Source organism: Ensifer sp. 38_S197, assembly GCF_056924495.1.
In genome coordinates, this window is record NZ_JBXOVZ010000001.1 from 2,547,220 (window position 1) to 2,572,700 (window position 25,481).

A 25,481-nucleotide genomic window follows, 5' to 3' on the forward strand; every position below is an offset into this window, starting at 1 on the left:
AATGCGCGACGCCACTTTTTCCGAGTTCCTGCCCGAGCTTGTCGAGATCCGTCATAAGCTGCATGAGATGCCCGAGATCGGACTTTCCGAGGTGAAGACCTCCGAGTTTGTCGCAGGATTGCTGCAATCCTGGAGCTTCGAGGTGACGCGCGGCCTGGCGACGACAGGCATCGTCGCCACGTTGAAGCGTGGCAACAGCAACCGCGCCATCGGCTTTCGGGCCGACATGGATGCGCTGCCGATGCAGGAAGAAACCGGCCTTGCCTATCAGAGCAAGCACCCGGGCGTGATGCATGCCTGCGGCCATGACGGCCACACGAGCATGTTGCTCGGTGCCGCCTGGGCTCTGTCGAGGGACGAGAGTTTCAACGGCACGGTCCACCTGATCTTCCAGCCGGCCGAGGAAAACTTTGGCGGCGGTAAGCTGATGATCGAGGACGGCCTGTTCGAGCGCTTCCCCTGCGAGCGGGTCTATGCGCTGCACAACTGGCCGGGCCTGCCGGTCGGCCAGTTCTCAAGCCGCCCAGGTGCGATGGCGGCGTCGATCGACGTGCTGACGCTGACGATCCGGGGCAAGGGCGGCCACGGCGCCCAGCCGGAACTGACGGTTGATCCCGTCGTCGTCGGCTCAAGCGTGGTGATGGCGCTGCAGACGCTGGTCTCGCGCAATGTCTCGCCGCATCAGCCGTCCGTGGTAACGGTCGGTTCGTTCCAGTCGGGCTCCGCTTCGAACATCATTCCCGATACGGCGGTGCTGGAGATCAGCATGCGCTCGACCGATCCTGCCGTGCGCAAGCAGTTGCAGGAGCGTGTGGAGCAGATCGCCCGCTTCCAGGCGCAGAGCTACAATGCCGAAGCGACCTTCGATTGGCAGGTCGGCTATCCCGCGACGATCAACGATGCGGAGGCGGTCGAAGACGCACGCGCCGTAATCGCCGAGACCTTCGGCGCCGACGCCTATGTCGACCTCCCCGAGCCGCTGATGGGCAGCGAGGACTTTTCCTTCCTGCTGGAAAAGGTCCCGGGCGCCTATGTGTTGATCGGCAACGGTCAAAGCAGTGGTCTGCACACCACACGCTACGATTTCAACGACGAAATCCTCGAGCGCGGGGCGATGTATTTCTACCATCTCGCCCGCGCAGCGCTCGTCTGAAACGCGGCGGCGCCGACCGTTCAGGCGTTTGAGTGCAAGTCGCCGAAGACGGTCGGGATCAGTTCCGCGACGGTCGGATGGATATGCACCGCGTGGGTGATCGTCGTGTAGGGCTTGGCGGCGTACATCACGTCGAGAATGCTCTGCACCGCCTCGTCGCCACCGGTGCCGAGGATCGAGGCGCCGAGGATTTCCTTGGTGTCGGCATCGACGATCACCTTCATGAAACCCTCGGTTTCGCCCTTCTCGACGGCGCGGCCGACGCGGCTCATCGGTCTGGTGCCGATAAGCAATTTCCGCCCCGACTTGCGCGCCTCGGTTTCCGTCATGCCGGCGCGGCCGAGCGGCGGATCGATGAAGAGAGCATAGGTCGAGATCCGGTCGCTGACCTTTCGCGCCTCGCCATCGAGCAGGTTTGCTGCGACGATTTCGAAGTCGTTGTAGGCGGTGTGGGTGAAGGCGCCGCGGCCGTTGCAGTCGCCCATGGCGAAGATATGCGGCACGTTGGTCCTGAGGCGCTCGTCGACTTCGATGTAACCGCGGGTGTCGGTCTTGACGCCGGCGCGATCCAGGTCGAGATCGTCGGTGTTCGGCCGACGTCCGGCCGCCAGCAAGAGATGGGAGCCCGCGATCTCAGGCGCGCCTGCCGTGCAATCGACTCCGGCGACAACCTCGTCGCCCCGTTTGGCGAAGCGGATGCACTCGGCATTCAGCCGGAACGCGATACCTTCTTTTTCCAGGATCGCGAGAATGGCATCGGAAACATCCGCGTCCTCGCGGCTGATCAGCCGCGGCCCCTTCTCGATGACGGTCACCTCCGAGCCGAAGCGGCGGAACATCTGCGCGAATTCGAGCCCGATATAGCTGCCGCCGACGACAATCAAGTGACGTGGCAGGGTGTCGATATCCATGATCGAGACGTTGTTGAGATAGGGCACCTCCTCGACGCCAGGAAAATCCGGCGTTGCGGCGCGCCCACCGACATTCAGGAAGATCTGATCGGCTGAAAGCAGGTCTTCGCCCAGGCGGACCTCCTGCGGGCCTTCGAAGCGGGCATGGCCCTCGAAGACAGAGCAGTTCTTCATGCCCTTCAGCCAGCTTTCAACGTTCTTGCGCGAGGTGAACCGCACCGTGTCCTTGCGTGCCATGACACGAGCGAAATCGATGGAGATGGGGCCTGTGCTGACCCCATAATCCGCACCTCGCCGTGCCAGATGGGCCGCATAGGCGCTTGCAACCATCGCCTTGGTCGGCATGCAGCCGGTATTGACGCAGGTGCCGCCGAAGAACTTGCGCTCGATGATGGCGACGGTCTTTCCCGCGGCTGTCAGACGGCCAGCGAGCGAAGGGCCGGCCTGGCCGGCGCCGATGATGATTGCGTCGAAGTGTTTTGTCATGAGACTAAGGACACCACCCAGAGTGCGAGGAGAACGGCGATAGCATCCTCGACAACGGCGATCGGCAGATCCTTGCCGCCGATGGCCGCAACGAGGCGCTTGCGAGCTTCGTAGCCGCCGAGCGTTCCGATGACTGCACCGATGACGCCGGCGACCAGACCGACCAACATAGCACCTCCGGCGGTCCCAAGCACGGCACCACAGAAGCCACCGCTGACGATGCGGGCGCCGAACTGCTGCGGAACCTTTCGGCTCGGCGTGCTCGGCAATTGATCGCCCACGAATTCCACGAGGGCCAGCAGGCCGAAGATGTAGGGCGTGAACCGAAAGCCCATGAAGGCGGCCCAGGTGCCGTCAAGTGGTAACCAACCGGCCGCAGCGCCAATGCTGACGGCCGCCGGTGCAGTCATGGTTCGCAGGCCGGCAACCACGCCGATAAGCAGCGCGAGAAGATGGATCGACATGAAATCCCCGAACTTTCGCCGGGCGAACCCTCCGTCAGCCCCCGAGCGGTTGGGTCGAGCGGCATCGCAACCAAGAGTGAACGCAGATGTTCTGGCGGGCCTTGATCAAGGTGGCCGACAATGCCGTCGATTGCAACGACTATTCGGTCGCGCCGAATGCGATAATCCAGACTTTCGATCGTGTTAGTAGAGGAAGAAATTTTTCGTCCGCCACAGTCTCAGCGTGCAACCCTATTTTTTGCCGGGGGCTGACATATATGGAATGGCTTGCCCCGACGCAGCGGACTTTCCGTGATCAAACTTGGGGATCGAAATCCGAGGAGAATCCCATGCGCCTGACCAGACTGCTTATCGGAACTGCCTTTGCCTTCACGTTGACCGCAGCCGCGGCCAGCGCCGACGTGGTCGTTTCCTCGAAGATCGACACGGAGGGCGGTGTGCTCGGCAACATCATCCTTGCCGTGCTCAACGCCAACAACATCAAGACGGTAGACCGCGTCCAGCTCGGTGCGACGCCGGTCGTGCGCAAGGCGATCACCGCGGGCGAGATCGACATCTACCCGGAATACACCGGCAACGCCGCCTTCTTCTTCGAAAAGGCTGACGATCCGGTGTGGAAGGACGCGGCCAAGGGTTACGAGACCGCCAAGAAGCTCGATTACGACGCGAACAAGATCGTCTGGCTGACACCGTCTCCGGCCAACAACACCTGGGCGATCGGTCTTCGCAAGGAAGTGGCGGATGAGAACAAGCTGAAGACGCTGAGCGATTTCGGCAAATATGTTTCGGGCGGCGGCAAGGTCGTGCTCGCCGCATCGTCCGAGTTCGTGAATTCGGCCGCTGCCCTTCCGGCTTTCCAGACGACCTATGGCTTCACCCTGAAGCAGGACCAGCTCATCACCCTCTCGGGCGGTGATACCGCGGCAACGATTGCGGCTGCAGCGAACCAGACGAATGGCGCCAATGCGGCCATGGTCTACGGAACCGACGGTGGCATCGCGCCTTCCGGCCTCGTCGTCCTCGAAGACGACAAGGCGGTGCAGCCCGTCTATCAGCCGACGCCGATCATCCGCGAAGCGGTGCTCAAGGAAAATCCGCAGATCGAGGAACTGCTGAAGCCGGTGTTCGAGAAGCTCGATCTCCAGACGCTTCAGGACCTGAACGGCCGCGTGCAGGTTGGCGGCGAGCCGGCCAAGACCGTCGCCGAAGACTTCCTGAAGAAGAACGGCTTTCTGAAATAAGTTGACCGATAACCGGGGCGCTGGTCCGATGGCCGGCGTTCCGGGGCGTGCCTGCAGGTGCCGAAGTCGCGCCGGCACAGGCGGGGAGGGATGTGGCTTGAGAGAACTCCGCTTTGACAAGCTCGGAGCGATCATCGCGACTTTGGCGCTTGGTGGCGCCTTGATCGCGCCCTTCGCAACGTTTCGCGCCAATCGTATCGTCGCTGGTGAGGCGAAGACGATCGTCGAGTCCCTGCCGCAGCCCTGGAGCGTGGCAGTGCTTTTGGTGATCCTTGCGGGCGCGCTTGCGGCGGCCATGCGCTCGCCCGCCATTCTGCGCCTCGTCGCAGCTTTCGCAGCGCTGGGCGTGCTGGCGCTCGGCATAGGTGTCGCCGCCAGCCACCTGGCGCCGGAAGGCAATAGCTATGCCCGCGTTTCGCCTGCCTCCGGCTTCTGGGTCATGCTCTTCGCCTTCGGGCTGCTGGCCGCCGATGCCCTGACGCGATTGCGCCCGGCGCCTTTCGTGCGCATTATCGTGCTTGTCGCCGTGCTTGCCTTCATCGGGATGCTGTTGTTTTCCGGTGCTTGGGACGGTCTCTCGATCCTCAAGGAATATTCAAGCCGGGTCGATACTTTCTGGGCGGAAGCCCGCAAGCATGTGACCTTGGCGCTCGGCTCGCTTGCGGCCGCAACCATCGCCGGCATTCCACTCGGCATCCTCTGCCATCGCGTCACGCGGCTGCGCGACGGCTTGCTCGGAATTCTGAACGCGATCCAGACGATCCCGTCGATCGCACTTTTCGGCATTCTCATTGCGCCGCTTGGCTGGATCGCCGCCAACGTGCCGGGCGCCGCCACGTTCGGCATTCGCGGTATCGGCGTCGCGCCGGCCTTCGTCGCACTGTTTCTCTATTCGCTCTTGCCGGTCGTCGCCAACACCGTCGTTGGGCTGGCTGGTGTTCCGAGGGACGCGAATGACGCCGCCCGCGGCATCGGCATGACCGATTGGCAGCGGCTTGTCGGCATCGAATTTCCGCTGGCCTTTCCGGTGATCCTCACCGGCATCCGCATCGTGCTCGTGCAGAATATCGGCCTGGCAACCATTGCGGCGCTGATCGGCGGCGGCGGCTTCGGTGTCTTCGTCTTCCAGGGTGTCGGGCAGACAGCGATGGATCTCGTGCTGCTCGGGGCCGTTCCGACCGTCGTGATGGCGTTTGCCGCGGCGATCGTCCTCGACGCGATGATCGAGATGGCCACACCAAACAACAGACAGGCAGAGGCCGCATGATCGAGATCGAGAACATCACCAAGCGCTATGGCGAGACCGCCGTCGTCGACGACGTCAGCCTTACGATCGCGCCACGCACGGTCACCGTGGTGGTCGGCACCTCCGGTTCCGGCAAGACGACGCTTCTGCGCATGATCAACCGGCTGGTGGAGCCGACGGCGGGGACGATCCGCCTCGATGGTGAGGACAACCGTTCGCTGCCAGGTTATGAGCTGCGCCGGCGCATCGGTTACGCGATCCAGGGGCACGGCCTGTTCCCGCATCGAACCGTCGCGCAGAACATTGCCACCGTGCCGACCCTGCTCGGCTGGGAACGCTCGCGCATCGATGCCAAGGTGGACGAGCTTCTCCAACTGTTCCAACTCGATCCGGCCGCCTTTGGTCCACGCTTTCCGCACGAGCTTTCCGGCGGTCAGCAACAGCGTGTCGGCGTCGCGCGGGCGTTGGCTGCCGAACCGAAAGTCCTGCTGATGGACGAGCCCTTCGGCGCACTCGACCCGATCATTCGCGCCAAGGCGCAGGATGATCTGCTCGCCATTCAGAAGCACTTCGAGACGACGGTCATTCTCGTAACCCATGACATGGAGGAGGCCTTCCAGCTTGCCGACCGCATTGCCGTCATGGACAAAGGCAAGGTGGTTCAATATGCGACGCCCGCCGAAATGCTGATCACGCCCGCGACCCCGTTTGTCGAAAGCCTGATCGGGGTCAGCGAGCGGCCCTATCGGTTGCTCGCGATCGAACAGGTCTCAAGCGCCGTCGAACCAGGTTCGGCAGATGGCGCTGCCATATCGAGTGCGCTCACGCAAAGGGAGGCACTTGCCGAACTCCTCTGGTCCGGACGGAGCGCGCTGCCGGTGGCTGATCCCGCGGGTGCAATCATCGGCAAGGTCAGTCTCGAAGGGCTGGTTAAACGAGCAGCTGGGCCTGCCTGATGCTGAACCTATCCACGCTTTTTCGCGCGTCGGCGTTCCTGGTGCTGGTCGCCTTCCTGCTGCAACCGCAATGGTTCGAACCCTTGCTGCGGCCGCTGGTTCAGGAGAATGCGCCGGTGATCTACAATCAGGGCAGCCTGCTGCAACTGACGCTGCTGCATCTGCGCACCGTCGCCATCGCGGTGGCCGCTGCGGCAGTGATTGCGCTTGCCCTGGCAATACTGGTGACGCGCGAATCCGGGTCCGAGTTCCTGCCGCTATCTCGCAGCCTGGTGAATATCGGCCAGACCTTTCCGCCGGTGGCCGTTCTGGCGCTCGCCGTTCCCATCTTCGGTTTCGGTGAGAAGCCGACGTTCATCGCGCTCTTTCTCTACGGCCTGCTGCCGATCTTCGAGAACGCGCTGACGGGGCTGACGACCCTGCCGCCCTCCGTCATGGAGGCCGCGCGCGGTGCCGGCATGACAGGCGGCCAGCGGCTGATGAAAGTCGAGCTGCCGCTGGCGATGCCCGTGATCCTTGCCGGCATCCGGCTTTCGGTGGTCATCAGCCTGGCAACGGCCACGATCGGCTCGACGGTCGCGGCGAAAACCCTCGGCGAAGTGATCATTGCCGGTCTGCAATCGAACAATCTCGCTTTCGTCGTCCAGGGCGGCCTGATCGTCGCGACGCTTGCGGTCTTGTTGCACGACGGATTGCAGGCGGCCGAAAGAAAACTCGCCGCTAGAATGGGCCGCTAAAGGCACCCTCCTGTCCGTCGCCAAGGTACTCGGCGACCGCCTCGATCAAAATCGAAGCCCCTCATGACGACCACGCAACGTGCAGTGGTCTGGACCGCTTTCGTCCTGCCGTAGAGTTGCGGATTGCGCACCCTTTTTGGTTGTCCGTGAAATGCCTGCTTTCTCGGCATGTGCCCCTAATATGAAAATGAATTTCACAATTTTACAAAAAATACGGATTTGGGTTGACGCCCTGAAAAAACTGTCTCAGTCTGCGAAAATAAATTACGCCAAAAGGGCAGGGGAACAGGACGAGTATGAAAGTCGGCATCATCGGACTCGGATTCCGTTTGGGTTATCTCGGCTATGTCTTCAAGGCCATGGACGAGAACTTCGAGATCGCCGGCTACGTCGATCCGAACCCGGCTGGTTTGTCCACACTCACCGAAAAAGGCATCTCGGCCGGCAAGGCCTATGCGACGCCTGAAGAGCTGATCGCCAATGAGAAACTCGATCTGTTGATGATCGGTTCGCCCAACCACATGCATCTCGACCATATCCGGATTGGGCTTGAAGCGGGTCTCAAGGTTTTCAGCGAAAAACCGATCGTGACGACGATCCAGGAGAGCCTGGAACTTGCCGCGCTGATGGCGAAATTCGGTCATGAGCGATTGATGGTTGGTCTCGTTCTGCGCTACGCGCCGATGTATCGCGACCTGCGGGCGGCGCTTGCCGAAGGCAAGCTCGGCCAGGTCGTTTCGATTGAGGCGGCCGAACATATCGAGCCCTATCACGGCGCCTTCTTCATGCGCGACTGGCGCCGCTACGAGCGCTACTCCGGCAGCTTCATGCTGGAAAAATGCTGCCACGACCTTGATCTTTACAACGGTGTGGTCGGCGCGCGGCCGGAGCGGGTGGCGAGCTTCGGCGGCCGCAAGAGCTTCATTCCTGCCAACGATCCGGCGCGCGAAGGTATCAACGATCTCGAACTCTTCCATCGCAAACCGAGCGGCTGGATGGGCTCCGACAAGGTCTTCGACAGCGACGGCGACATCATCGACTATCAGGTGGCGATCGTCGAATATGCCAATGGCGTCGGCATGAACTTCCACACCAATCTCAACGTTCCGGATCAGTTCCGCCGGTTCTGCATCATGGGATCGCGCGGCATGGCCGAGGGCGATTTCATCCGCGGCTATTTCGACGTCCACGAGATGCTGACCGGCAAGAAGGTCATCGAGAACAAATACGCCGCCACGGAACTGTCGCAGCACTACGGTGCCGACGAGCAAATGGCGACCGATATCATCGGCCACGTCCGGGACGGCCGACCGCTGCCGGTTTCGACGCTCGATGCACTTGAAGCCGGCATCCTGGCCCTTTCGATGGACGAGGCGCGGCGCAAGAAGAGCGTCATCGACCTCCGGCCCATATGGGACCGTTTCGACGAAGCCCTGCATTCCCGCGCGGCATAAGGGGAGGCGAGGGATGAGTGTTCAACGCAGCACGGTCATCTTCGCCTGGATCCTGCTTCTTCCCGCTGTTCTCTACGTCACGGTGATCGTCGCCTATCCGTTGGTCGATACCTTCATCCTGTCGTTCACGGACGCGTCGCTGAAGAAGACGACGAACTGGGTCGGCTGGACCAACTACGACAAGATCTTCAACGAGACCTTTGCCGAGGTCATCTTCCGCACCTTCGTCTGGACCTTCTTCTCGGTCTCGATCAAGATGATCATCGGCGTCTTCGGTGCGACGATGTTGAACGCGGCCGTGCCGGGACGTGCGCTCTTCCGCCTGCTCACCATGCCGCCATGGATCGTGCCGATGGCCATCGGCATCTTCATGTGGGGCTGGATGTACAACGGCCAGTTCGGCATGATCTCCGGTGTCCTGCAGAACTGGGGCTTGAGCAACGGGCCGATTGCCTTCCTCGCACACGGGTCGACCGCCTTCTGGGCGACGATCATAACCGACGTATGGATCGGCGTGCCGCTGGTGACGCTCTACATGCTGGCGGCGATGCAGGCGATCCCGCAGGACCTCTATGAGGCTGCATGGACCGACGGGGCGGGGCGCTTCTACCGCTTCCGCCGCATCACCCTGCCGCTACTCGTCCCCTCGCTCATCACCATGTCGATGCTGTCGCTGATCGCGACCTTCAACTCCTTCGACATCATCTGGATCCTCACCCAGGGCGGCCCCAACGGTGAAACGACGACGATGATCATCGATACCTACCGCACCGCCATCGGATCGAAGAAATACGGGGAAGGGGCGGCGCGCGCGGTGCTGATCTGCATCTTCCTGTCGATCTTCTGCTTCGCCTATTTCCGGGTCACCAGCCGTCTTGCCGCGGGGGAACAGAAATGAGCCAGCCTGCCATGATCAACCGCTATCGCTGGTACGAGCTCGTTGGCATCTATGTCGGCATCTTCGTCTTCCTGTGCTTTATCCTGGCGCCGTTCTTCGAAGGGTTTTTGGTATCGCTGAAGCCGCTTGGGCTGCTGTTCTCGTCGCCCTATCGCTTCTGGCCGGAAAATGGCTCGTTTGCCGCCTACGTCACCATGTGGGAGAGCGTGCCGGGCTTCGCCCGCTACATCTTCAATTCCTTCTTCATCTCCACCATCGTGACGGCGATCGTGCTGGTACTGGTGATCCCGGCGGCCTATGCCTTCGCCCGCTTCAATTTCCGCGGCAGCGGGCTGCTGCTGGGTGCGTTCCTCGCGGTCAACATGTTTTCCGGCGCCGTGCTGCTCATTCCGCTGTTCCGGCTGATGCGCACCTTCGGCGTGCTCAATACCTATCTGGCGATGATCGTGCCGGGCGTCGCCTTCCTGATCCCGTCGGCGATCTGGCTCCTGCGCACCTATATGATGCGCATCCCGCGCGAACTGGACGAAGCAGCCTTCGTCGATGGCGCCAGCCACTTCTACACGCTGCGGCGGGTGATCCTGCCGATTGCGATGCCGGGCATCACCGTCGTGGCGATCACCACCTTCATCGGAGCCTATGCCCAGCAATTCATCTATGCGCTGACCTTCAACTCCAAGTCCGAATACATGCCGCTGCCCGTCGGGCTCTTCGCCTATTTCGGTCGTCAGGAGGTGGTCTGGAACGAGCTCATGGCTGCGAGCTTCGTCGGCATCGCGCCGGCGGTGGTCGTGATCTTCCTCCTACAACGGTATCTCGTCAGCGGCCTGACCGCGGGCGCGGTGAAACAATAAGACTTAAGTCAACCACCAGAGAACGGGAGCATAAAACGTGTCTATGCAATTCAAGACAGGGGTACTCGCCCTGGCGCTGCTCGGTTCGACCGCGCTCGGCGCCGTTACCGCCAAGGCTGCCGACCAGGAGATCAGCTGGATCTACTGCGGCGACACCATGGATAAGGTCCACGAGAAATACATTAAGCAGTGGGAAGAGAAAAATCCGGGCTGGAAGGTCACGCCGGAAGTCGTCGGCTGGGCCCAGTGCCAGGACAAGGCCACGACGCTTGCTGCCGCCGGCACGCCGGTTGCCATGGCCTATGTCGGCTCGCGCACGCTGAAGGAATTCGCCCAGAACGATCTCATCGTTCCCGTTCCGATGACGGACGAAGAGAAGAAGACCTACTACCCGAACATCGTCGATACCGTCACCTTCGACAACAACCAGTGGGGCGTTCCGATCGCGTTTTCGACCAAGGCGCTCTATTGGAACAAGGACCTGTTCAAGCAGGCCGGCCTCGATCCGGAAAAGCCGCCGAAAACCTGGGCTGAAGAAATCGAATACGCCAAGGCTATCAAGGAAAAGACGGGCATCGCCGGCTATGGCCTTCCGGCCAAGACCTTCGACAACACCATGCACCAGTTCATGCACTGGGTGTATACCAACAACGGCAAGGTGATCGACGGCGACAAGATCGTCGTCGACAGCCCGGAAGTGCTCGCAGCGCTCCAGGCCTACAAGGACATCACGCCCTATTCTGTCGAAGGCGCGACCGCCTATGAACAGAACGAAATCCGCGCGATCTTCCTCGACGGCAAGGTCGGCATGATCCAGGCGGGTTCGGGTGCTGCGACGCGCCTGAAGGAAACCAAGGTCAACTGGGGTGTCGCACCGCTGCCACTCGGCCCTTCTGCCAAGGGCGAGGGCACGCTGCTGATCACCGACAGCCTGGCGATCTTCAAGGGTTCGGGCGTCGAAGAAAAGGCGATCGAGTTCGCCAAGTTCATCACCTCACCCGGTCCGCAGGGTGAGTATGAGTTGCAGGGCGGCGCCGGCCTGACGCCGCTGCGTCCGTCGCCGATGGTCGATGAATTCGTGAAGAAGGATCCTTATTGGAAGCCGTTCATCGACGGCATCACCTACGGTGGACCCGAGCCGCTCTTCACCGACTACAAGGGCTTCCAGAACGTCATCATCGAGATGGTCCAGTCGGTCGTGACCGGCAAGGCCGAACCGGCCGACGCGCTCAAGAAAGCGGCCGGCGACCTCGAAGAGTTCAAGTAAGGCCATTGGGCCGCGGGCTCTGCTACTTGTTGCAGGGTTCGCGGCCCTTACTTCCTTCTGCTATAAATGAGCCGCTTCTCGCCGGTGGCCGGAGACAGTTTCTTGGGACAGCTCAATCTCAATCGGGTTCAGAAATTCTACGGGACTTTCGAGGTGCTGAAAGGCATCGATCTCGAAGTCAAGAACGGTGAGTTCGTCGTTTTCGTCGGACCTTCCGGTTGCGGCAAGTCGACCTTGCTCAGGATGATAGCCGGTCTCGACGAGACCAGCTCAGGGGACATCCTGATCGAGGGCAAGCGCGTCAACGACCTGCCGCCGGTCAAGCGCGGAATCGCCATGGTCTTCCAGTCCTATGCGCTCTATCCGCATATGACCGTCTTCGAGAACATCGCCTTTCCGCTTCGCGTGGAAAAAATGGCCGAAGAGAAGTTGAAGGCGAAGGTGGAGCATGCCGCGCGCATCCTGCACCTCGACCAGCGACTGCAACAGAAGCCCGGTATGTTGTCCGGCGGCCAGCGCCAGCGTGTCGCGATCGGACGGGCGATCGTGCGCGAGCCGAAGATCTTCCTCTTCGACGAGCCGTTGTCGAACCTCGACGCAGCCCTTAGGGCGGACATGCGCATCGAACTGGCGAAACTGCACCGGCAGTTGCAGGCAACGATGATCTACGTCACGCACGACCAGGTCGAGGCGATGACGATGGCGGACCGGATCGTCGTTCTCAATGCCGGGCAGATCGCCCAGACGGGCGCACCGCTCGAGCTTTATCACAAGCCTGCCAATACCTTCGTTGCCGGCTTCATCGGCAATCCGAAGATGAACTTCCTTCCCGTTAGCTGCAAAGGCGTCAGCGATGCCGGCGTCGAGGTCGACTACAAGGGGCAGACGGTGGTCATTCCCGTCGCCCCGCAAGGCGGCCTCGTCGGCCGAACGCTGACGCTCGGGGTTCGCCCCGAACACATCACGCTCGGGTCTGGAGATCTGACCCTCAAGGTTACGCCGACGGTAATCGAGCGTCTCGGCGCCCATACGGTCGCCTATGCGGCGATTGGTGGCGAAGGCGAAAACTTCTGCGCCATGTTGCCGGGCACGGCGGCTATCCGGCCGGAGGAGACGATCCAGACCGGAATCCAGGTTGCCGATTGCCATCTCTTCGATGAAGCGGGCATCGCACTCGAACGCCGCGTCGAGTTGACCGACATCGACATGGGCGTGCTCGATCCTGCGGCCGCTTGATCGCAATGTTCGGAACAAAGAAAGGGACCGCCAGCTTTCGCAAGCCGGCGGTCCCTTTTTCCATGTGCTGAACGCGTCCGAAAAGTGCCGGTGCGGGTGAGACTGCGGCGCGTGTCGAGCGGTTCAGGCTGCACCCTTTTGCGCAGCGTGCGGATTGTCGACCTTCGGCCAGATGTCCTTGCGGGCGCGCTTGTAGTCGGTGCGCGCCGGGTTGTTCGGATAGGGAGTGCCGGCCGAACAATAAAGGATCTCGGAGGCGATCTTCGAGAACGAGGCGTAGAAGTGGTTGGTCGACTTGATGACCAGGATCTTCTTCGTGGTCGGATCGATGCCCATCACCGAAAAGAGGCTTGGATCGAAACTCTGTGCTCGGGTCGAGTTGAGGATGATGTCGATGCCGTTGAAGAGGATATGAGCGGCGTCGCCGAACGGCGCGAAACTCTCGCCGAAGCGCATCTCGGCGTCCCGCACCAGTTTGACCACTTTGACCGTGCCGTCGACCGGATTGCCGGTTCCGGGGGCTGACTTGGCGCCAAAGCGCAACGGGATCTCGGCGCCTTCGCCGGCCGCCATGCAGATCTGTACGGCCATCGGATCCCAGATCGTTCCGACCGCAACGTTGGTTGCGTCATGCCTCAGCAGTTCTTCGAGCAACACCGTCGCGTCACCAGCCGTACCGCCGCCCGGATTGTCCCAGACATCCGCGATCACCACTGGCCCCGCGGCCGCGGCAAGCGCCTGGCTGACGGCCTGCTTCTCGTCGATCTGCGGCATGATAAAGGTGCCGCGCTTCGAGAAGAGCTCGAGCCCCAGCTCCCGCGCGATGCTTGCGCCCTTTTCCGCCTTGCCGTTGGTGACGGCGATCAGCTTGGTGCCCATCTCCGGAACGTCGCCCGCCATGAAGCCATGGACGACCGAGAGCGAGAGCACATCCGCGTCTTCTCTTTCGATCCGCATCAGCTTGTCGACGAAGGACCGCATCGGCTCGCGCGACGTCGGGTAGACGTCGATCATCCGGCAGTCGAACACCGACATGACAGGCGTGACGCGGCCTTCGAGCGTATCGACCACGATGCGCCAAAGGTCCTCGGCGCGGTCGACGAAGTCGGTGTGCGGAAACTCCTTGAAGAACACGAAGAAGTTCGAAGCTGCGGCGCGCTTGGCCGTCAGGTGGCTGTGGGGATCAAGCTCGGCGCAAACGAGAATGTCGGGCCCGACGATCGCGCGGACACGCGCCAGCAGGTCGCCCTCGGTGTCCTCGTATCCGGCAGCGACCATCGCGCCGTGCAGGCCGAGTACAACGGCGTCGACCGGCATGGCCGCGCGCAGTTGACCGAGGATCTCGTCGCGCAGGCCCTCATAGGTTTCGCGGTTGACGAGGCCTGCCGGATCCGCCCAGGTAGCGGTGCCTTCGATCAGTTCCCAGCCCTTTTCCGCGGCGACGCGACGGCCAACCGTGATCGGCGCGGTGCAAAGCGTTGGGGTCTCCGGGTGCTCACCCGGTGGTGCATAGAGCGAGGCTTCGAAGGCCCGGCGGTCGATGCAGATCGGGGAGAAGGTGTTGGTCTCGGTCGCAAGCGCCGCTGTGAAGATCCGCAATGCCTTTGCCTTTTCTGTCGCGTCGCTGTTTAGGCCGAACCCATCGGGTTCGGCAGGTAGCCGGTGAAACCGGCGATCTTCCAGCGTCCCTGATGCAGGCGGCAGTAGTAGACCGTCTGCCATTTCAGGATGTCGACGCTGCCGTCGGTCTTCGTGAGGCGGCCGTCGAACTTCTTGCGTGCCAGCGCCTGGTCGCCGTTGATCTCGATGTCTTCGAGCGTTGTCGTGGTGAAAATGGCGGTGCGCGGATCCTCGGCAAAGCTCTGGCCGGCGAAGTCTTCCGCCTGGCGCAGCCACTCATCGCGATAGGCGGCGAGCGAGGGGAAGGTCAGCCGCCAATTGTCGGGATTGGTCTCCCGGCGGCCGTCGATGCCGATGAAGCTTTCCTCGACGAAGTCGTCCGCGACCATCGCCCAGTCGGCCGCGAGAAAGGCGTCGATATCGCGAGAGACGAGCATCTCCCAGATCGAATGGCGTGCAGTGTCGGAGGAGGGGAATGGATTGAGGAAAGGATCCCGCATATTCGCGCCCTGGATTGAAATTCTTTTCATGAATGGTGTTTTTCACTAGCCAAATTCAGCTTTCTATGGTCACTTGTCAACGATCAAAGAAAATAATTTGCAAGAAGGCTCATGATGACGATCAAGCGCTATGGTGCGGAACAGGTCGGCGCTGGCGGTAAACCCTTGCCCTTCGCACGCGCGGTGGAGGCGGACGGCTGGCTTTATGTATCCGGCCAGGTTGCGATGGAAAACGGCGAGATCATCGAGGGCGGGATTATCCCGCAAACCCACAAGACGATCGCCAACGTGCTGGCCATCCTGACCGAAGCCGGCTACGGTCCGGAACATGTGGTTCGTTGCGGCGTCTGGCTCGACGACCCGCGTGATTTCTGGACTTTCAACAAGATCTACCAGGAGTATTTCGGTGCTCATCCGCCGGCACGGGCCTGCGTCCAGTCGTCGATGATGGTCGATTGCAAGGTCGAGATCGACTGCGTCGCCTACAAGCCGAAAGAAGGCTGATCTTGGAGCGGGATGAGGAAAAGTGCATGCGGTTTTCCGCTCGCATCCCGCTCCCATTCGTGATCCGAAGCAAGGCATAAGCGGGCGATGGACATCTTCGCGACACTGCAGGAAGAAAAAGGGCGGCTCTCCCAATCGGAAAACCGCATTGCGGACATTCTCCTGAATGACTTCGAGTTCGCGGTGAACGCCTCCATCATCGAATTGGCGAGCAAGGCGGACGTCTCTCCGCCGACCGTTACCCGCTTTTGTCGCCGGCTCGGCTGCGACAGCTTTTCAGACTTCAAGGTCCAGCTCGCCCGCACAGCCTATATCGGCATGCGCTACCTGAAGCCCGAGCCGAAGAGCCGCGAGACTGGCGATGTCGCCCAGGACATCATCACCAAGTCGCAGAACGCGCTGTTTTTGCTGCATCGCTCGCTAGATCTTGCGGCGATCGAGCAGGCGGTCGAGCGGATCGCCGCGGCGGAAATGATCTACGCCTTTGGTTCCGGCGGCAATTCCTCGATGATTGCCGGCGAGCTGCAAAACAGGCTGTTTCGCTACGGCCTGCGCATCACGTCGAGTTCAGACCACAGCATGCAACTGATGATGACGGCGGCCGCCCGGCCGACCGACGTGCTCATCGGTTCGTCCTTCTCGGGTCGCAACGCCGAGCTCGTGCGCGCCTTCACGCTCGCACGCGAGCTGAAAGTGCCGACCATCGCGCTGACACAGAGCGGCAGCCCGGTCGCGGCCGCCGCCAGCATCACCGTTCCGGTCGATCTGCCGGAGGGCAACAACATCTACCGTCCCACCTCCACCCGCATCGCCTACCTGGCGCTGCTCGATATCCTCTCCAGCCTCGTTGCCTATCGGGTTCAGCCCCAGGCGACGACCACACTTCGGCGCATCAAGCAGCAGCTCGTGACGCACCGCGACGGTGACGATCGCCAGCTTCTCGGAGACTGACGTGCCGCGAAAGGTCAGCGCATGACACAGTCCCTCGCGATCGTAACCGGCGCAGCCGGCGATATCGGCCGCGCTATCGCACGCAAGCTTTCCTATGATCACGACGTGATCCTGCTCGTCGATATCGATGCAGGCGCTGCCGAACGGGCTGCACGTGCGCTCGGCGATGACAAACGCTTCGTGGCGGCGGCTTGCGACGTGACCGACACGACGAGCGTTGCGGCGATGGCGGCGACGGCAGCGGAGAGGGGAGCCGTTCGCACGCTCGTCAACAATGCGGGTGCTGCCCGCGCCGTCAGCCTGCATGATACGACGCCGGAGATCTGGCGCATGGACAACGCGCTGAACCTCGAAGCCGCGTTCCTGTGCTTTCGTGCCGTCGAGGACATGTTGAAAGAGACCGGCGGATCGGTGGTCAACATCGCTTCGGTCAACGGCATGAACGTCTTCGGTCACCCGGCCTACAGCGCCGCAAAAGCCGGCCTGCTGCATCTGACGAGGCTGATCGCGGTGGAATACGGCAAGTTTGGCATCCGCTCGAACGCTGTTGCCCCCGGCACGGTGCGTACCCAAGCCTGGGAGGCGAGGGCGGCGGCAAACCCCGATGTCTTCGAGGAGGCACGTCGCTGGTATCCGCTGCAGCGCATCGTCAACCCCGACGATGTCGCCAACGCCGTTCATTTCCTGGCAGGACCACTCGCCGCAGCCATTACAGGCGTCTGCCTGCCTGTGGATTGCGGTCTTACCGCCGGTCAGGCGGAGCTGGCGCGCACGTTTTCGCAATCAAGCCATTACTGACATTGCATTTGGGAGGAAGAAGATGCACCCGGTTTCCTATCGTCTCGAGGCGTCCTGGCAGCCGGATGGCGGGCCGTTCGGCCGGTTCACCTTCAGGCTGTTCAATGTCTCCGGTGGGCCACTTTCCGGCTTCAGGATCGTCTATACGTCGCTGACGCGCATCATCGATCCCGAGGCCTGCGACAATGCCGTCTTCCTGCGCCGCAATGCCAATTTTCATGAGTTTGCGCCGCCTGAGGGGCTGACGATCGACGACGGCGAAAGCTGGACCTTCACCGTCAGCGGCCTGCATCGCAATGCGCGCCATTGCACCGATGGCGCCAAGTCCGCCTACCTGACGCTTGCCGACGGCCGACATGTCCCGGTCGCGGTATCGGATTTGCTTCTTGAAAACGCCGTCAGTGAGCCACCGCCGGTTCGGCTGCCGGAAGGCAAACTCGACCAACCCTATGCGCTTCAGCCCTGGCCGGCGATGCTCGAGCTTCGTGCCGGAACAGGTTTCCCGGTCGTTCTCTATCCGGCCGCTGGGGCCGGGCAAGATGACATTGCAGCGCTCGATACCGTCCTGTCGCTTTTCCACCGGCTGTTTCCCGAGGCCCATGCACCCTTCAGCCTTGCTGCATCGCGGCATGGGCGGGCGATCGTCTTCATCGCGGATGCCGGTTTGGCGGCAGAGGCCTATCGCCTTGATTTCTCCGAAACCGACATTCGCCTGAGCTACGGCGGCAGCGCCGGCCGCCAATACGGCCTGACGAGCCTTGCCCAGCTCCTGCACGGCGCGCGCAATCATCCCGGCAAGTTCTGCTTCCCGGCGAGCGGCACGATCTCGGATGCACCGCGCTACGGCTGGCGCGGCTGTCATCTCGATGTCTCTCGACAATTCTACCCGACTGCGGACGTGGCGCGGCTGATCGATATCCTCGCCTGGTTCAAGCTCAACATCTTCCACTGGCATCTGACGGATGACGAGGCTTGGCGCCTGGAGATCAAGGCGTTTCCGGAGCTGACGACGCTCGGCGTTCTGCGTGGTCCCGATGAACCGCTCTTGCCGCAGCTCGGCAATGGTGCAGAGCCCGTGGGCGGCTTCTACAGCCAGGCGGACGTCAAGGCGATCGTCGCACAGGCAACGTCGCTTCACATCGATGTCATCCCGGAGATCGATATTCCCGGACACAGCACGGCGACGCTCGTTGCGCTGCCGGATCTGACCGATGGCCAGGAGGCGCCGGAGAGTTACCACTCTGTCCAGGGCTACCCGAACAATGCGCTCAATCCGGCCGTCACCTTCACCTACGATTTCCTCGAGAAGGTCTTCGACGAAATGGTCGAGCTCTTCCCGAGCGCGTATATCCATATCGGCGGCGACGAAGTGGCGAACGGCTCGTGGCTTGCTTCGCCCCTTGCCAAGAAGTTGATGGAGCAGGAGGGCATTTCCGGTACCTTCGCGCTGCAGTCCTATTTCCTGAATCGGGTGAAACAGATGCTGACGGCGCGTGGCCGCAAGCTCGCCGGCTGGAACGAGGTGGCGCATGGCGGCGGTGTCTCGACGGAAGATACGCTGCTGATGGCCTGGGAGCGGCCGGAGGTCGGCATCGAGCTCGCGCGTGAAGGCTATGACGTGGTGATGACGCCCGGACAGGCCTATTATCTCGACATGGCGCAGGCCGATGCGTGGCAGGAGCCGGGTGCGAGCTGGGCTGGCACGGCCACGCCCGCCCACACCTATGGTTATGAGGCCGAAGGTGAGTTTCCCGAGGAGCTGAAGCCGCGCCTCAAGGGCGTCCAGGCTTGCATCTGGTGCGAGCACTTCCTCTCGCGCGGCTACTTCAACCGTTTGGTCTTCCCGCGGCTTCCGGCGATCGCCGAGGCGGCCTGGACACCCAAGTCGGCGAAGGATTGGCTGCGCTTCGCGGCAATCGCGCCGCTCAGCCCGAACCTCTGAGAGGAAAACCCATGCGCATTGCCGTTGGTGGCATCCACACCGAGTGCAGCACCTATTCACCGGTTCTGATGACGGAAGACGATTTCCGTGTCCTGCGCGGGCAGGCGCTGCTGGACGCAGACTATTTCAGCTTCATGAAAGCCGAAGGCGTCGAGCATTTGCCGCTCTTGCATGCGCGCGCCGTGCCGGGGGGACCCGTATCGCGCCAGACCTATGAGGCGTTCAAGGTGGAGTTCCTTGAAAAGCTCAAGGAAGCTCTGCCGATCGACGGCCTCTATCTCGCCATGCATGGAGCGATCAAGGTCGACGGCATGGACGATGCTGAGGGCGACTGGATCTCGGCCGCCCGTGCCGTCGTCGGCCCCGAGTGCCCGATCGCGGCGAGCTATGACCTGCACGGCAATGTCAGCCAGAAGATCATCGATCAGCTCGACATCTTTGCCGCCTACCGCACCGCGCCGCATATCGATACGCCGGAAACCATGGCCCGTGCCTGGTCAATGCTCGTCTCGGCGCTCAATGACGGAGCGCGCCCGGGTATCGCCTGGGCGCCGATTCCGGTGTTGCTGCCCGGCGAATGCACCTCGACCGAGGACGAACCGGCGAAGTCGCTTTATGCGCAACTGCCAGAGATCGACAAGCGGCGGGGGATCCTCGACGCGAACCTGATGGTCGGTTACGTCTGGGCCGATGAGCCGCGGGCTACCGCCTGCGCAGTCGTCACCGCGACGGATAGGGCCGCGGCCAAGCAGACGGTCGAAGAGATCGCCGCTGGCTACTGGGCGGAGCGGAACAACTTCCGCTTCGGTCCGATGACGGGACCGCTCGACGAGATGCTCGAAATCGCCGAGCGGGCGACGACAACGCCGATCATCCTCGCCGACTCCGGCGACAACCCGACCGGCGGCGGCGCCGGCGACCGCGCCGATGTACTGAAGGCGCTGCTCGCACGCAACTGGCGCGGCGCCCTGATTGCCGGCATCACCGACCGGCCCGCTGTCGAGGCGTGTTTCGACGCGGGTGTCGGCGAAACGCTGATGCTCAAGATCGGCGGAAGCCTCGATCCGGCAAGCCCAAGCGCCGAGATGCTGGTGGAGGTCGTCAGGCTCGACGATCCAGGCGCTGAGAGGGAACGGCAGGCGGTGGTGCGCGTCGGCAAGATTGATATCGTCATTGCCGCGCGCCGCAGGCCCTATCACGATATCGAGGACTTCCGTCGGCTGGGGCTCGATCCCCAGGCGGTGCGGTTACTGGTCGTCAAGTCGGGTTACCTGTCGCCGGAGCTGGCGCCGATCGCTAACCCCAATCTGATGGCCTTGACCGAGGGCGTCGTCAATCAGGGCATCGCCGGCCTGGCAAGCCTCCGCCGCCAGCGGCCGGTTTATCCCTTCGATCAGGACTTCGCCTTCGAGCCGGCTGCGCGGTTCTCGGCCCGCTGGTCGAGCGACGACTGAGGTCGAGCTGTCCGCATTATTCCTACCCGACTCGTGGGTAGGCCTTCTGCTGCAGCGCCGCGCGTCTCTTGATGACGCGCCAAGGTCGCAGCGATACTTCAAGTTGCTGCACAATTCCTTGGATAGATGCCGATCTAAGGAATTGTGCAGCGCCCTCCACCCGCTTCGCGGATACGTTCTGGCATGACTTCCACCATTCTCAGCGCCATGCGCAACCCGGCGATGCGGATCAGCATGCTGGCAATCTTCCTGTTCGGCTTTGCGGGGGCAGCAACCTCGCCCTACCAGTCGGTCGTCGGCATCAATGAACTGGGGCTCAGCGACGCCGTCTATTCGTTGCTGATCCTCCTTGCTTCGACGGTCAATGTCATCGTCAGCGTTTCGATTGGCATCCTGGCCGATCGCGTCGGCAACTACCGGGTGCTGATGTCGACGGCGATCCTCTTCGGTGTCGTCGGCTATGGCATCGTCTATGCGCTGCCGCACCAGATGAGTTTCGTCATCAGCGTCCTTTTGCTGCTGCCGATCTACGGCTCACTCTATACGCTTCTCTTCGCCAACGTGCGCAGCATTGCGCGGCGGATGAGCGGGCATGATGCGGCATCACTAACGACGGGCGCACGTGCGGCCATCTCGCTTGCCTGGGTGCTGGTGCCGGGACTGGTGGGCTTTGCGCTGGCGGGTGGAGAGAGCATGTTGCCTGCCTATCTGCTTGCCTGTCTTGGCTGCACCGTCAATCTGTTGATCGTCTTCTTTTCGCTCCCCAATGAGGGCGGCGTCGATCCGTCACTCGGAAAGCGGCTGTCCTACTGGACATCGTTCCGGGAAATCCTGACGCCGCGCATTTTCCTGCGGGTCGTTGCCGTTGCGACGATCACGTCGACGTTGCATGTCAATGCGGCGGTGCTGCCTCTGATCATGACCGACGAAATCGGCGGAAGCGTCACCGATATCGGCATCATCGTCGGCATCGTCGCCTTCCTGGAAGTCGTCTTCATCTTCGTCTGGGCGCGCATTCAGTTGAGCCTCGTTCCCTTCAAGGCGCTGGCGCTGGGGACGGCCATCTATATCGGCTACATGCTGCTGCTCGGTTTTTCCGCCGCCACCTGGCAGATCTATGCACTCACCGTGGTCAGCGCCTTCGGTGCTGCGGCACTGATCACCATTCCGATCAGCTATCTTCAGGACCTGATTGCCGACCGGCCGGGACTGGGAAGCTCGCTGATCGCCGTAAACCTCTTCTTAAGCGGCGGGCTTTGCGCCGGGCTCTTTGCGCTCGGCACCCGGATCAGCGACTATTCGGGCACGGCGTTGCTTGGCGGTGTAGCAGGATTTTCCGGGTTGGTGCTGCTGTTGGTGCTCGATGGCGATCGAACAGGAAAGAGGACAGTCCGCCGCTAACTGGCTAGTCCCAGGGCTCATCGACAAATTTGCAGGTCAATTTTGTTTGGTTGTCTTGGAGACATCTCTTCTTTTGATCGATGAGGATCATAATCCTGGTGATGAAGCGCGAAAAATCGGTTTTGCTGGAGTTGAACGTGGCTATCCCCAGAGCGTGCGCCTGGGCCTGAGCCACGCAGGTCGCCAACTCCTGATCGGGGACGTCGCTGTTTGCAACGACGACGGCTCTGTCAAACCGTCCTTCCGCAAAATAGTTCACGGCCGAAGCGCAGTTTGCTGCACCAGTTGCCGCACTATCGTTCAGCAGCCTCTCATAGTAGGGGTCGAAGCCGAAATCTTCAATTTTGCTGACGTCGACCCGGCCATTCTGGACGACGTCTTTTCTGAAGATCACGCCGATGGTGTTTCTCCCGAGGCCCGGTTGGGCTCTCACCTCAATTCCGGCAGTGATGGCGAGCATTTGAATTGTTGAGAAGACGACGTCCCTCTTCTTGCTCTCCCCTTGGCTCATTCCTACGCCGACAAAATCCGGGAAGGCGGTAAAATGCCGCTCTCCGTTGCGAACAGGGCCGAAGAAGCCCACGTTCTGGGCGACCGAAGGTGAAGCAATAAAGACGCTCGTCAGAAGCCCCGCGGTAAACATAAGATGTCTAATGGTTCTTCTCCTGTTTCTGCCCCAACACACGAAGCCTTCTCATAAGAAGTCAGCGCTCGCATGAGCGAGAAGGATCTTCTGCAATGCGTCGCCAGCAATGCGATAGCATCTCCATTTTTTCTAGCATCGCAATCAACAGCTGCAAGGCGCGGAGGTAAGGAAGACGGAGTCCTGGTACGTGTCTCATCAAAAAGTGATTGGGGCGCCTTTCGGCGCCCCAATCAGTATGTCCGTTGAGTATGTCGGTTGAGAGCGTATCAGTTGCCGAGAATGCCCGGCAGGCGCAGGCCCTTGTCCTTGGCGCAATCGAGCGCGATCTCATAACCCGCATCGGCATGGCGCATGACGCCGGTTGCTGGGTCGTTCCAGAGCACGCGCTCCAGGCGCTTGGCTGCGTCGTCGGTACCGTCAGCGCAGATGACGACGCCCGAGTGCTGCGAGAAGCCCATGCCGACGCCGCCGCCGTGATGCAGCGACACCCAGGTGGCGCCCGATGCGGTGTTGAGCAGGGCGTTGAGCAGCGGCCAGTCGGAGACGGCGTCCGAGCCGTCCTTCATCGCTTCGGTCTCGCGGTTCGGCGAGGCGACCGAGCCCGAGTCGAGATGGTCGCGACCGATGACGACGGGAGCCTTCAGTTCGCCGTTCTTGACCATTTCGTTGAAGGCGAGGCCGAGGCGGTGGCGGTCACCGAGGCCGACCCAGCAGATGCGTGCCGGCAGGCCCTGGAAGGAGATGCGCTCGCGCGCCATGTCCAGCCAGTTGTGCAGGTGCTTGTTGTCGGGCAGCAGTTCCTTGACCTTGGCGTCGGTCTTGTAGATGTCTTCCGGATCGCCTGACAGGGCCGCCCAGCGGAACGGACCGATGCCGCGGCAGAAGAGCGGACGGATATAGGCCGGTACGAAGCCCGGGAAGGCGAAGGCGTTCTCGAGGCCTTCTTCCTTGGCCATCTGGCGGATGTTGTTGCCGTAGTCGAAGGTCGGAATGCCCATGTCCTTAAAGGCGATCATTGCTTCGACATGATCGCGCATCGAAGCGCGCGCAGCCTTTTCGACCGCCTTCGGATCGCTGACGCGCTTTTCCTTCCACTGGCCCATCGTCCAGCCCTTCGGCAGATAGCCGTTGACCGGGTCGTGAGCCGAGGTCTGGTCGGTGACCATGTCGGGACGGATCCCGCGGCGGACCATTTCCGGCAGGATCTCGGCGGTGTTGCCGAGCAGGCCGACGGACTTCGCTTCGCCATTCCTGGTCCAGCGGGCGATCATCTCCATCGCCTCGTCCAGTGTTTCGGCCTTCTCGTCGAGGTAGCGGGTGCGCAGACGGAAATCGATCGAGTCCGGATTGCACTCGACGGCGAGGCACGAAGCGCCGGCCATGACGGCGGCGAGCGGCTGGGCGCCGCCCATGCCGCCGAGGCCGCCGGTCAGTACCCACTTGCCCTTAAGACTACCGCCATAGTGCTGGCGGCCAGCCTCCACGAAGGTCTCGTAGGTGCCCTGAACGATGCCCTGTGTGCCGATATAGATCCAGGAGCCGGCGGTCATCTGGCCGTACATGGCGAGACCCTTCTTATCCAGCTCGTTGAAGTGATCCCAGGTCGCCCAATGCGGCACGAGGTTCGAGTTGGCGATCAGCACGCGCGGGGCGTCCTTGTGGGTGCGGAAGACACCAACCGGCTTGCCGGACTGCACCATCAGTGTCTCATCGTCGTTGAGGTCCTTGAGCGTCTCGACGATCTTGTCGAAATCGGCCCAGGTGCGCGCCGCCCGGCCGATGCCGCCATAGACGACCAGTTCGTGCGGGTTTTCCGCAACGTTCGGGTCGAGGTTGTTCATCAGCATGCGCAGCGGCGCTTCGGTCAGCCAGCTCTTGGCATTGAGCGTCGTGCCCTGGGGGGCGCGCACGTCGCGAATGTTGTGGCGCGGATTGTTCATGGTCATGCCTCGCTCCCTGTCTGTGTCTTGAGGTCAAATGCGATGGTTTCGATGCGGTTCAGGATGGCTTTCAGCGGTTCGCGCAGCCGGATGCTACGGGCGGCGTCGAGCGCGAAGGGAGGCTCTTCTGCGGCGAGATGGGTCGATTGCGCGAGCTCCATCTGGATCGCATGCACGCCGGTTTCCGGCCGGCCATAATGGCGGGTGGTCCATCCACCCTTGAAGCGACCGTTGAGAATGCTGGTGTAACCCTCTGCCGCAGCAGCGATATCGGCAGTCGCCCTCTCGATCTCTGGCGCGCAGGTCTTGCCCATGTCGGTGCCGATGTTGAGATCCGGCAGCTTTCCTTCGAAAAGGAACGGGATGTGCGAGCGGATCGAGTGGCAGTCATAGAGCACGACGATGCCGTGGATTGCCTTGACACGTTCGATCTCGGCGGCGAGTGCCGCGTGATAGGGCGCGTGGAACGTCCGCAGACGTTCGGCGATATCGGCGTCGGTTGGCGCCTCGCCATCCTTCCAGATCGGCTTGCCGTCGAAGTCCGTTTCCGGGATGAGGCCGGTCGTGTTCTGGCCGGGGTAGAGGCTGATGCCGGCGGGATCGCGGTTGGCGTCGATCACGTAGCGGTGGAAGGTGGCGCGAACGACGGTCACCTCCGGCAGCAGGCCATCATAGAGCTGGTGGATGTGCCAATCGGTATCGGCCAATATCCGACCGTTGTCGTTGAGCCGATCCCAGATCGCACCCGGCACGTCAGTGCCCGTGTGCGGAAATCCGAGAATGACCGGGGAGTTTCCCCTTTTGACTTCGAAGACCGCCATC

At 61.9% G+C, this 25,481-nt stretch carries 23 protein-coding genes; 16 read left to right on the forward strand and 7 right to left on the reverse strand.

The window, feature by feature from the left end:
- Nucleotide 1 precedes the first annotated feature (1 nt).
- The gene (locus tag AC1Z3V_RS11645) at nucleotides 2–1,153 is read left to right on the forward strand and encodes a M20 aminoacylase family protein (protein WP_483499032.1); all 1,152 of its coding nucleotides are present in this window, start codon (nucleotides 2–4) and stop codon (nucleotides 1,151–1,153) included.
- Between the two features lie 20 nt (nucleotides 1,154–1,173).
- Here the strand turns inward: AC1Z3V_RS11645 and AC1Z3V_RS11650 are convergent, their stop codons facing one another.
- Both AC1Z3V_RS11650 and AC1Z3V_RS11655 read right to left on the reverse strand, forming a co-directional pair.
- On the reverse strand, nucleotides 1,174–2,550 hold the full coding sequence (locus tag AC1Z3V_RS11650) for an FAD-containing oxidoreductase (RefSeq protein WP_483499034.1): 1,377 nt from the start codon (nucleotides 2,548–2,550) through the stop codon (nucleotides 1,174–1,176).
- Nucleotides 2,547–3,014, reverse strand: a complete 468-nt coding sequence (locus AC1Z3V_RS11655) for a DUF4126 domain-containing protein (protein ID WP_483499035.1) — start codon at nucleotides 3,012–3,014, stop codon at nucleotides 2,547–2,549. Before AC1Z3V_RS11655 ends, AC1Z3V_RS11650 begins: the two co-directional genes overlap by 4 nt.
- Before the next feature lie 329 nt (nucleotides 3,015–3,343).
- Between AC1Z3V_RS11655 and osmF the strand changes: the two genes are divergently transcribed.
- From osmF to AC1Z3V_RS11700, 9 genes are all read left to right on the forward strand, one after another.
- On the forward strand, nucleotides 3,344–4,255 hold the full coding sequence (osmF, locus tag AC1Z3V_RS11660; RefSeq protein ID WP_173518625.1) for a glycine betaine ABC transporter substrate-binding protein OsmF: 912 nt from the start codon (nucleotides 3,344–3,346) through the stop codon (nucleotides 4,253–4,255).
- Nucleotides 4,256–4,352: 97 nt separating this feature from the next.
- On the forward strand, nucleotides 4,353–5,522 hold the full coding sequence (locus tag AC1Z3V_RS11665; RefSeq protein WP_483499037.1) for an ABC transporter permease: 1,170 nt from the start codon (nucleotides 4,353–4,355) through the stop codon (nucleotides 5,520–5,522).
- Nucleotides 5,519–6,457, forward strand: coding sequence for an ABC transporter ATP-binding protein (locus tag AC1Z3V_RS11670; protein WP_483499038.1), 939 nt, complete (start codon nucleotides 5,519–5,521; stop codon nucleotides 6,455–6,457). Before AC1Z3V_RS11665 ends, AC1Z3V_RS11670 begins: the two co-directional genes overlap by 4 nt.
- The gene (locus tag AC1Z3V_RS11675; protein WP_483499040.1) at nucleotides 6,457–7,194 is read left to right on the forward strand and encodes an ABC transporter permease; all 738 of its coding nucleotides are present in this window, start codon (nucleotides 6,457–6,459) and stop codon (nucleotides 7,192–7,194) included. The genes AC1Z3V_RS11670 and AC1Z3V_RS11675 overlap by 1 nt, the downstream gene beginning before the upstream one ends.
- Nucleotides 7,195–7,490: 296 nt before the next feature.
- The gene (locus AC1Z3V_RS11680) at nucleotides 7,491–8,648 is read left to right on the forward strand and encodes a Gfo/Idh/MocA family protein (RefSeq protein WP_334198150.1); all 1,158 of its coding nucleotides are present in this window, start codon (nucleotides 7,491–7,493) and stop codon (nucleotides 8,646–8,648) included.
- Between the two features lie 13 nt (nucleotides 8,649–8,661).
- Nucleotides 8,662–9,546: a carbohydrate ABC transporter permease gene (locus AC1Z3V_RS11685; RefSeq protein WP_334198151.1), complete on the forward strand. Its 885-nt coding sequence runs from the start codon at nucleotides 8,662–8,664 to the stop codon at nucleotides 9,544–9,546.
- A complete protein-coding gene (locus tag AC1Z3V_RS11690; RefSeq protein WP_429811425.1) occupies nucleotides 9,543–10,400 on the forward strand; it encodes a carbohydrate ABC transporter permease in 858 nt (285 codons plus the stop codon). The genes AC1Z3V_RS11685 and AC1Z3V_RS11690 overlap by 4 nt, the downstream gene beginning before the upstream one ends.
- A 43-nt stretch (nucleotides 10,401–10,443) precedes the next feature.
- Nucleotides 10,444–11,667 carry an ABC transporter substrate-binding protein gene (locus tag AC1Z3V_RS11695; protein WP_483499645.1) on the forward strand — a complete coding sequence of 408 codons (1,224 nt, stop codon included), beginning with the start codon at nucleotides 10,444–10,446 and terminating at the stop codon, nucleotides 11,665–11,667.
- 102 nt (nucleotides 11,668–11,769) lie between these two features.
- Complete coding sequence (locus AC1Z3V_RS11700; protein WP_483499042.1) at nucleotides 11,770–12,903, forward strand: ABC transporter ATP-binding protein; 1,134 nt, start codon at nucleotides 11,770–11,772, stop codon at nucleotides 12,901–12,903.
- A 123-nt stretch (nucleotides 12,904–13,026) separates the two neighbouring features.
- Here AC1Z3V_RS11700 and AC1Z3V_RS11705 read toward each other — a convergent pair whose 3' ends face one another.
- Together AC1Z3V_RS11705 and AC1Z3V_RS11710 are read right to left on the reverse strand one after the other, a co-directional pair.
- Nucleotides 13,027–14,502 (reverse strand): M81 family metallopeptidase, encoded by a 1,476-nt coding sequence (locus AC1Z3V_RS11705; protein ID WP_483499044.1) that lies wholly within the window; start codon nucleotides 14,500–14,502, stop codon nucleotides 13,027–13,029.
- A gap of 29 nt (nucleotides 14,503–14,531) precedes the next feature.
- On the reverse strand, nucleotides 14,532–15,023 hold the full coding sequence (locus tag AC1Z3V_RS11710) for a hypothetical protein (RefSeq protein ID WP_483499646.1): 492 nt from the start codon (nucleotides 15,021–15,023) through the stop codon (nucleotides 14,532–14,534).
- A 114-nt stretch (nucleotides 15,024–15,137) separates the two neighbouring features.
- Here AC1Z3V_RS11710 and AC1Z3V_RS11715 point away from each other — a divergent pair, with 114 nt between their 5' ends.
- The 6 genes from AC1Z3V_RS11715 (at nucleotide 15,138) to AC1Z3V_RS11740 (ending at nucleotide 22,073) form a co-directional block, all read left to right on the forward strand.
- Nucleotides 15,138–15,527: a RidA family protein gene (locus AC1Z3V_RS11715; protein ID WP_104665256.1), complete on the forward strand. Its 390-nt coding sequence runs from the start codon at nucleotides 15,138–15,140 to the stop codon at nucleotides 15,525–15,527.
- 87 nt (nucleotides 15,528–15,614) lie between these two features.
- Nucleotides 15,615–16,478 carry a MurR/RpiR family transcriptional regulator gene (locus AC1Z3V_RS11720; protein ID WP_057249162.1) on the forward strand — a complete coding sequence of 288 codons (864 nt, stop codon included), beginning with the start codon at nucleotides 15,615–15,617 and terminating at the stop codon, nucleotides 16,476–16,478.
- 21 nt (nucleotides 16,479–16,499) lie between these two features.
- Nucleotides 16,500–17,276 (forward strand): SDR family oxidoreductase, encoded by a 777-nt coding sequence (locus AC1Z3V_RS11725; RefSeq protein ID WP_483499047.1) that lies wholly within the window; start codon nucleotides 16,500–16,502, stop codon nucleotides 17,274–17,276.
- 22 nt (nucleotides 17,277–17,298) lie between these two features.
- On the forward strand, nucleotides 17,299–19,218 hold the full coding sequence (locus tag AC1Z3V_RS11730) for a beta-N-acetylhexosaminidase (protein ID WP_483499049.1): 1,920 nt from the start codon (nucleotides 17,299–17,301) through the stop codon (nucleotides 19,216–19,218).
- Nucleotides 19,219–19,229: 11 nt separating this feature from the next.
- A complete protein-coding gene (locus AC1Z3V_RS11735) occupies nucleotides 19,230–20,672 on the forward strand; it encodes a M81 family metallopeptidase (protein WP_483499051.1) in 1,443 nt (480 codons plus the stop codon).
- A gap of 183 nt (nucleotides 20,673–20,855) precedes the next feature.
- Nucleotides 20,856–22,073 carry an MFS transporter gene (locus AC1Z3V_RS11740; RefSeq protein WP_483499053.1) on the forward strand — a complete coding sequence of 406 codons (1,218 nt, stop codon included), beginning with the start codon at nucleotides 20,856–20,858 and terminating at the stop codon, nucleotides 22,071–22,073.
- 4 nt (nucleotides 22,074–22,077) lie between these two features.
- On the opposite strand, the gene AC1Z3V_RS11745 is transcribed toward AC1Z3V_RS11740, so the two are convergent.
- From AC1Z3V_RS11745 to hutG, 3 genes are all read right to left on the reverse strand, one after another.
- Nucleotides 22,078–22,716, reverse strand: coding sequence for a hypothetical protein (locus AC1Z3V_RS11745; RefSeq protein WP_483499055.1), 639 nt, complete (start codon nucleotides 22,714–22,716; stop codon nucleotides 22,078–22,080).
- Nucleotides 22,717–22,985: 269 nt separating this feature from the next.
- The gene (hutU, locus tag AC1Z3V_RS11750; RefSeq protein ID WP_483499648.1) at nucleotides 22,986–24,659 is read right to left on the reverse strand and encodes a urocanate hydratase; all 1,674 of its coding nucleotides are present in this window, start codon (nucleotides 24,657–24,659) and stop codon (nucleotides 22,986–22,988) included.
- A gap of 2 nt (nucleotides 24,660–24,661) precedes the next feature.
- Nucleotides 24,662–25,480, reverse strand: coding sequence for an N-formylglutamate deformylase (gene hutG, locus AC1Z3V_RS11755; protein ID WP_483499057.1), 819 nt, complete (start codon nucleotides 25,478–25,480; stop codon nucleotides 24,662–24,664).
- Between the last annotated feature and the right edge of the window lies 1 nt (nucleotide 25,481).

Excerpts from the sequence above, each read along its gene's own strand:
- AC1Z3V_RS11655 (WP_483499035.1), bottom strand. The coding sequence starts at position 3,014 with ATGTCGATCCATCTTCTCGCGCTGCTTATCGGCGTGGTTGCCGGCCTG.
- AC1Z3V_RS11720 (WP_057249162.1), top strand. The coding sequence starts at position 15,615 with ATGGACATCTTCGCGACACTGCAGGAAGAAAAAGGGCGGCTCTCCCAA.
- AC1Z3V_RS11735 (WP_483499051.1), top strand. The coding sequence starts at position 19,230 with ATGCGCATTGCCGTTGGTGGCATCCACACCGAGTGCAGCACCTATTCA.
- AC1Z3V_RS11645 (WP_483499032.1), top strand. The coding sequence starts at position 2 with ATGCGCGACGCCACTTTTTCCGAGTTCCTGCCCGAGCTTGTCGAGATC.
- AC1Z3V_RS11690 (WP_429811425.1), top strand. The coding sequence starts at position 9,543 with ATGAGCCAGCCTGCCATGATCAACCGCTATCGCTGGTACGAGCTCGTT.
- AC1Z3V_RS11725 (WP_483499047.1), top strand. The coding sequence starts at position 16,500 with ATGACACAGTCCCTCGCGATCGTAACCGGCGCAGCCGGCGATATCGGC.
- AC1Z3V_RS11710 (WP_483499646.1), bottom strand. The coding sequence starts at position 15,023 with ATGCGGGATCCTTTCCTCAATCCATTCCCCTCCTCCGACACTGCACGC.
- AC1Z3V_RS11675 (WP_483499040.1), top strand. The coding sequence starts at position 6,457 with ATGCTGAACCTATCCACGCTTTTTCGCGCGTCGGCGTTCCTGGTGCTG.
- osmF (WP_173518625.1), top strand. The coding sequence starts at position 3,344 with ATGCGCCTGACCAGACTGCTTATCGGAACTGCCTTTGCCTTCACGTTG.
- AC1Z3V_RS11730 (WP_483499049.1), top strand. The coding sequence starts at position 17,299 with ATGCACCCGGTTTCCTATCGTCTCGAGGCGTCCTGGCAGCCGGATGGC.
- AC1Z3V_RS11740 (WP_483499053.1), top strand. The coding sequence starts at position 20,856 with ATGACTTCCACCATTCTCAGCGCCATGCGCAACCCGGCGATGCGGATC.
- hutU (WP_483499648.1), bottom strand. The coding sequence starts at position 24,659 with ATGAACAATCCGCGCCACAACATTCGCGACGTGCGCGCCCCCCAGGGC.
- AC1Z3V_RS11745 (WP_483499055.1), bottom strand. The coding sequence starts at position 22,716 with ATGTTTACCGCGGGGCTTCTGACGAGCGTCTTTATTGCTTCACCTTCG.
- AC1Z3V_RS11715 (WP_104665256.1), top strand. The coding sequence starts at position 15,138 with ATGACGATCAAGCGCTATGGTGCGGAACAGGTCGGCGCTGGCGGTAAA.
- AC1Z3V_RS11685 (WP_334198151.1), top strand. The coding sequence starts at position 8,662 with ATGAGTGTTCAACGCAGCACGGTCATCTTCGCCTGGATCCTGCTTCTT.
- AC1Z3V_RS11695 (WP_483499645.1), top strand. The coding sequence starts at position 10,444 with ATGCAATTCAAGACAGGGGTACTCGCCCTGGCGCTGCTCGGTTCGACC.
- AC1Z3V_RS11680 (WP_334198150.1), top strand. The coding sequence starts at position 7,491 with ATGAAAGTCGGCATCATCGGACTCGGATTCCGTTTGGGTTATCTCGGC.
- AC1Z3V_RS11670 (WP_483499038.1), top strand. The coding sequence starts at position 5,519 with ATGATCGAGATCGAGAACATCACCAAGCGCTATGGCGAGACCGCCGTC.
- AC1Z3V_RS11650 (WP_483499034.1), bottom strand. The coding sequence starts at position 2,550 with ATGACAAAACACTTCGACGCAATCATCATCGGCGCCGGCCAGGCCGGC.
- hutG (WP_483499057.1), bottom strand. The coding sequence starts at position 25,480 with ATGGCGGTCTTCGAAGTCAAAAGGGGAAACTCCCCGGTCATTCTCGGA.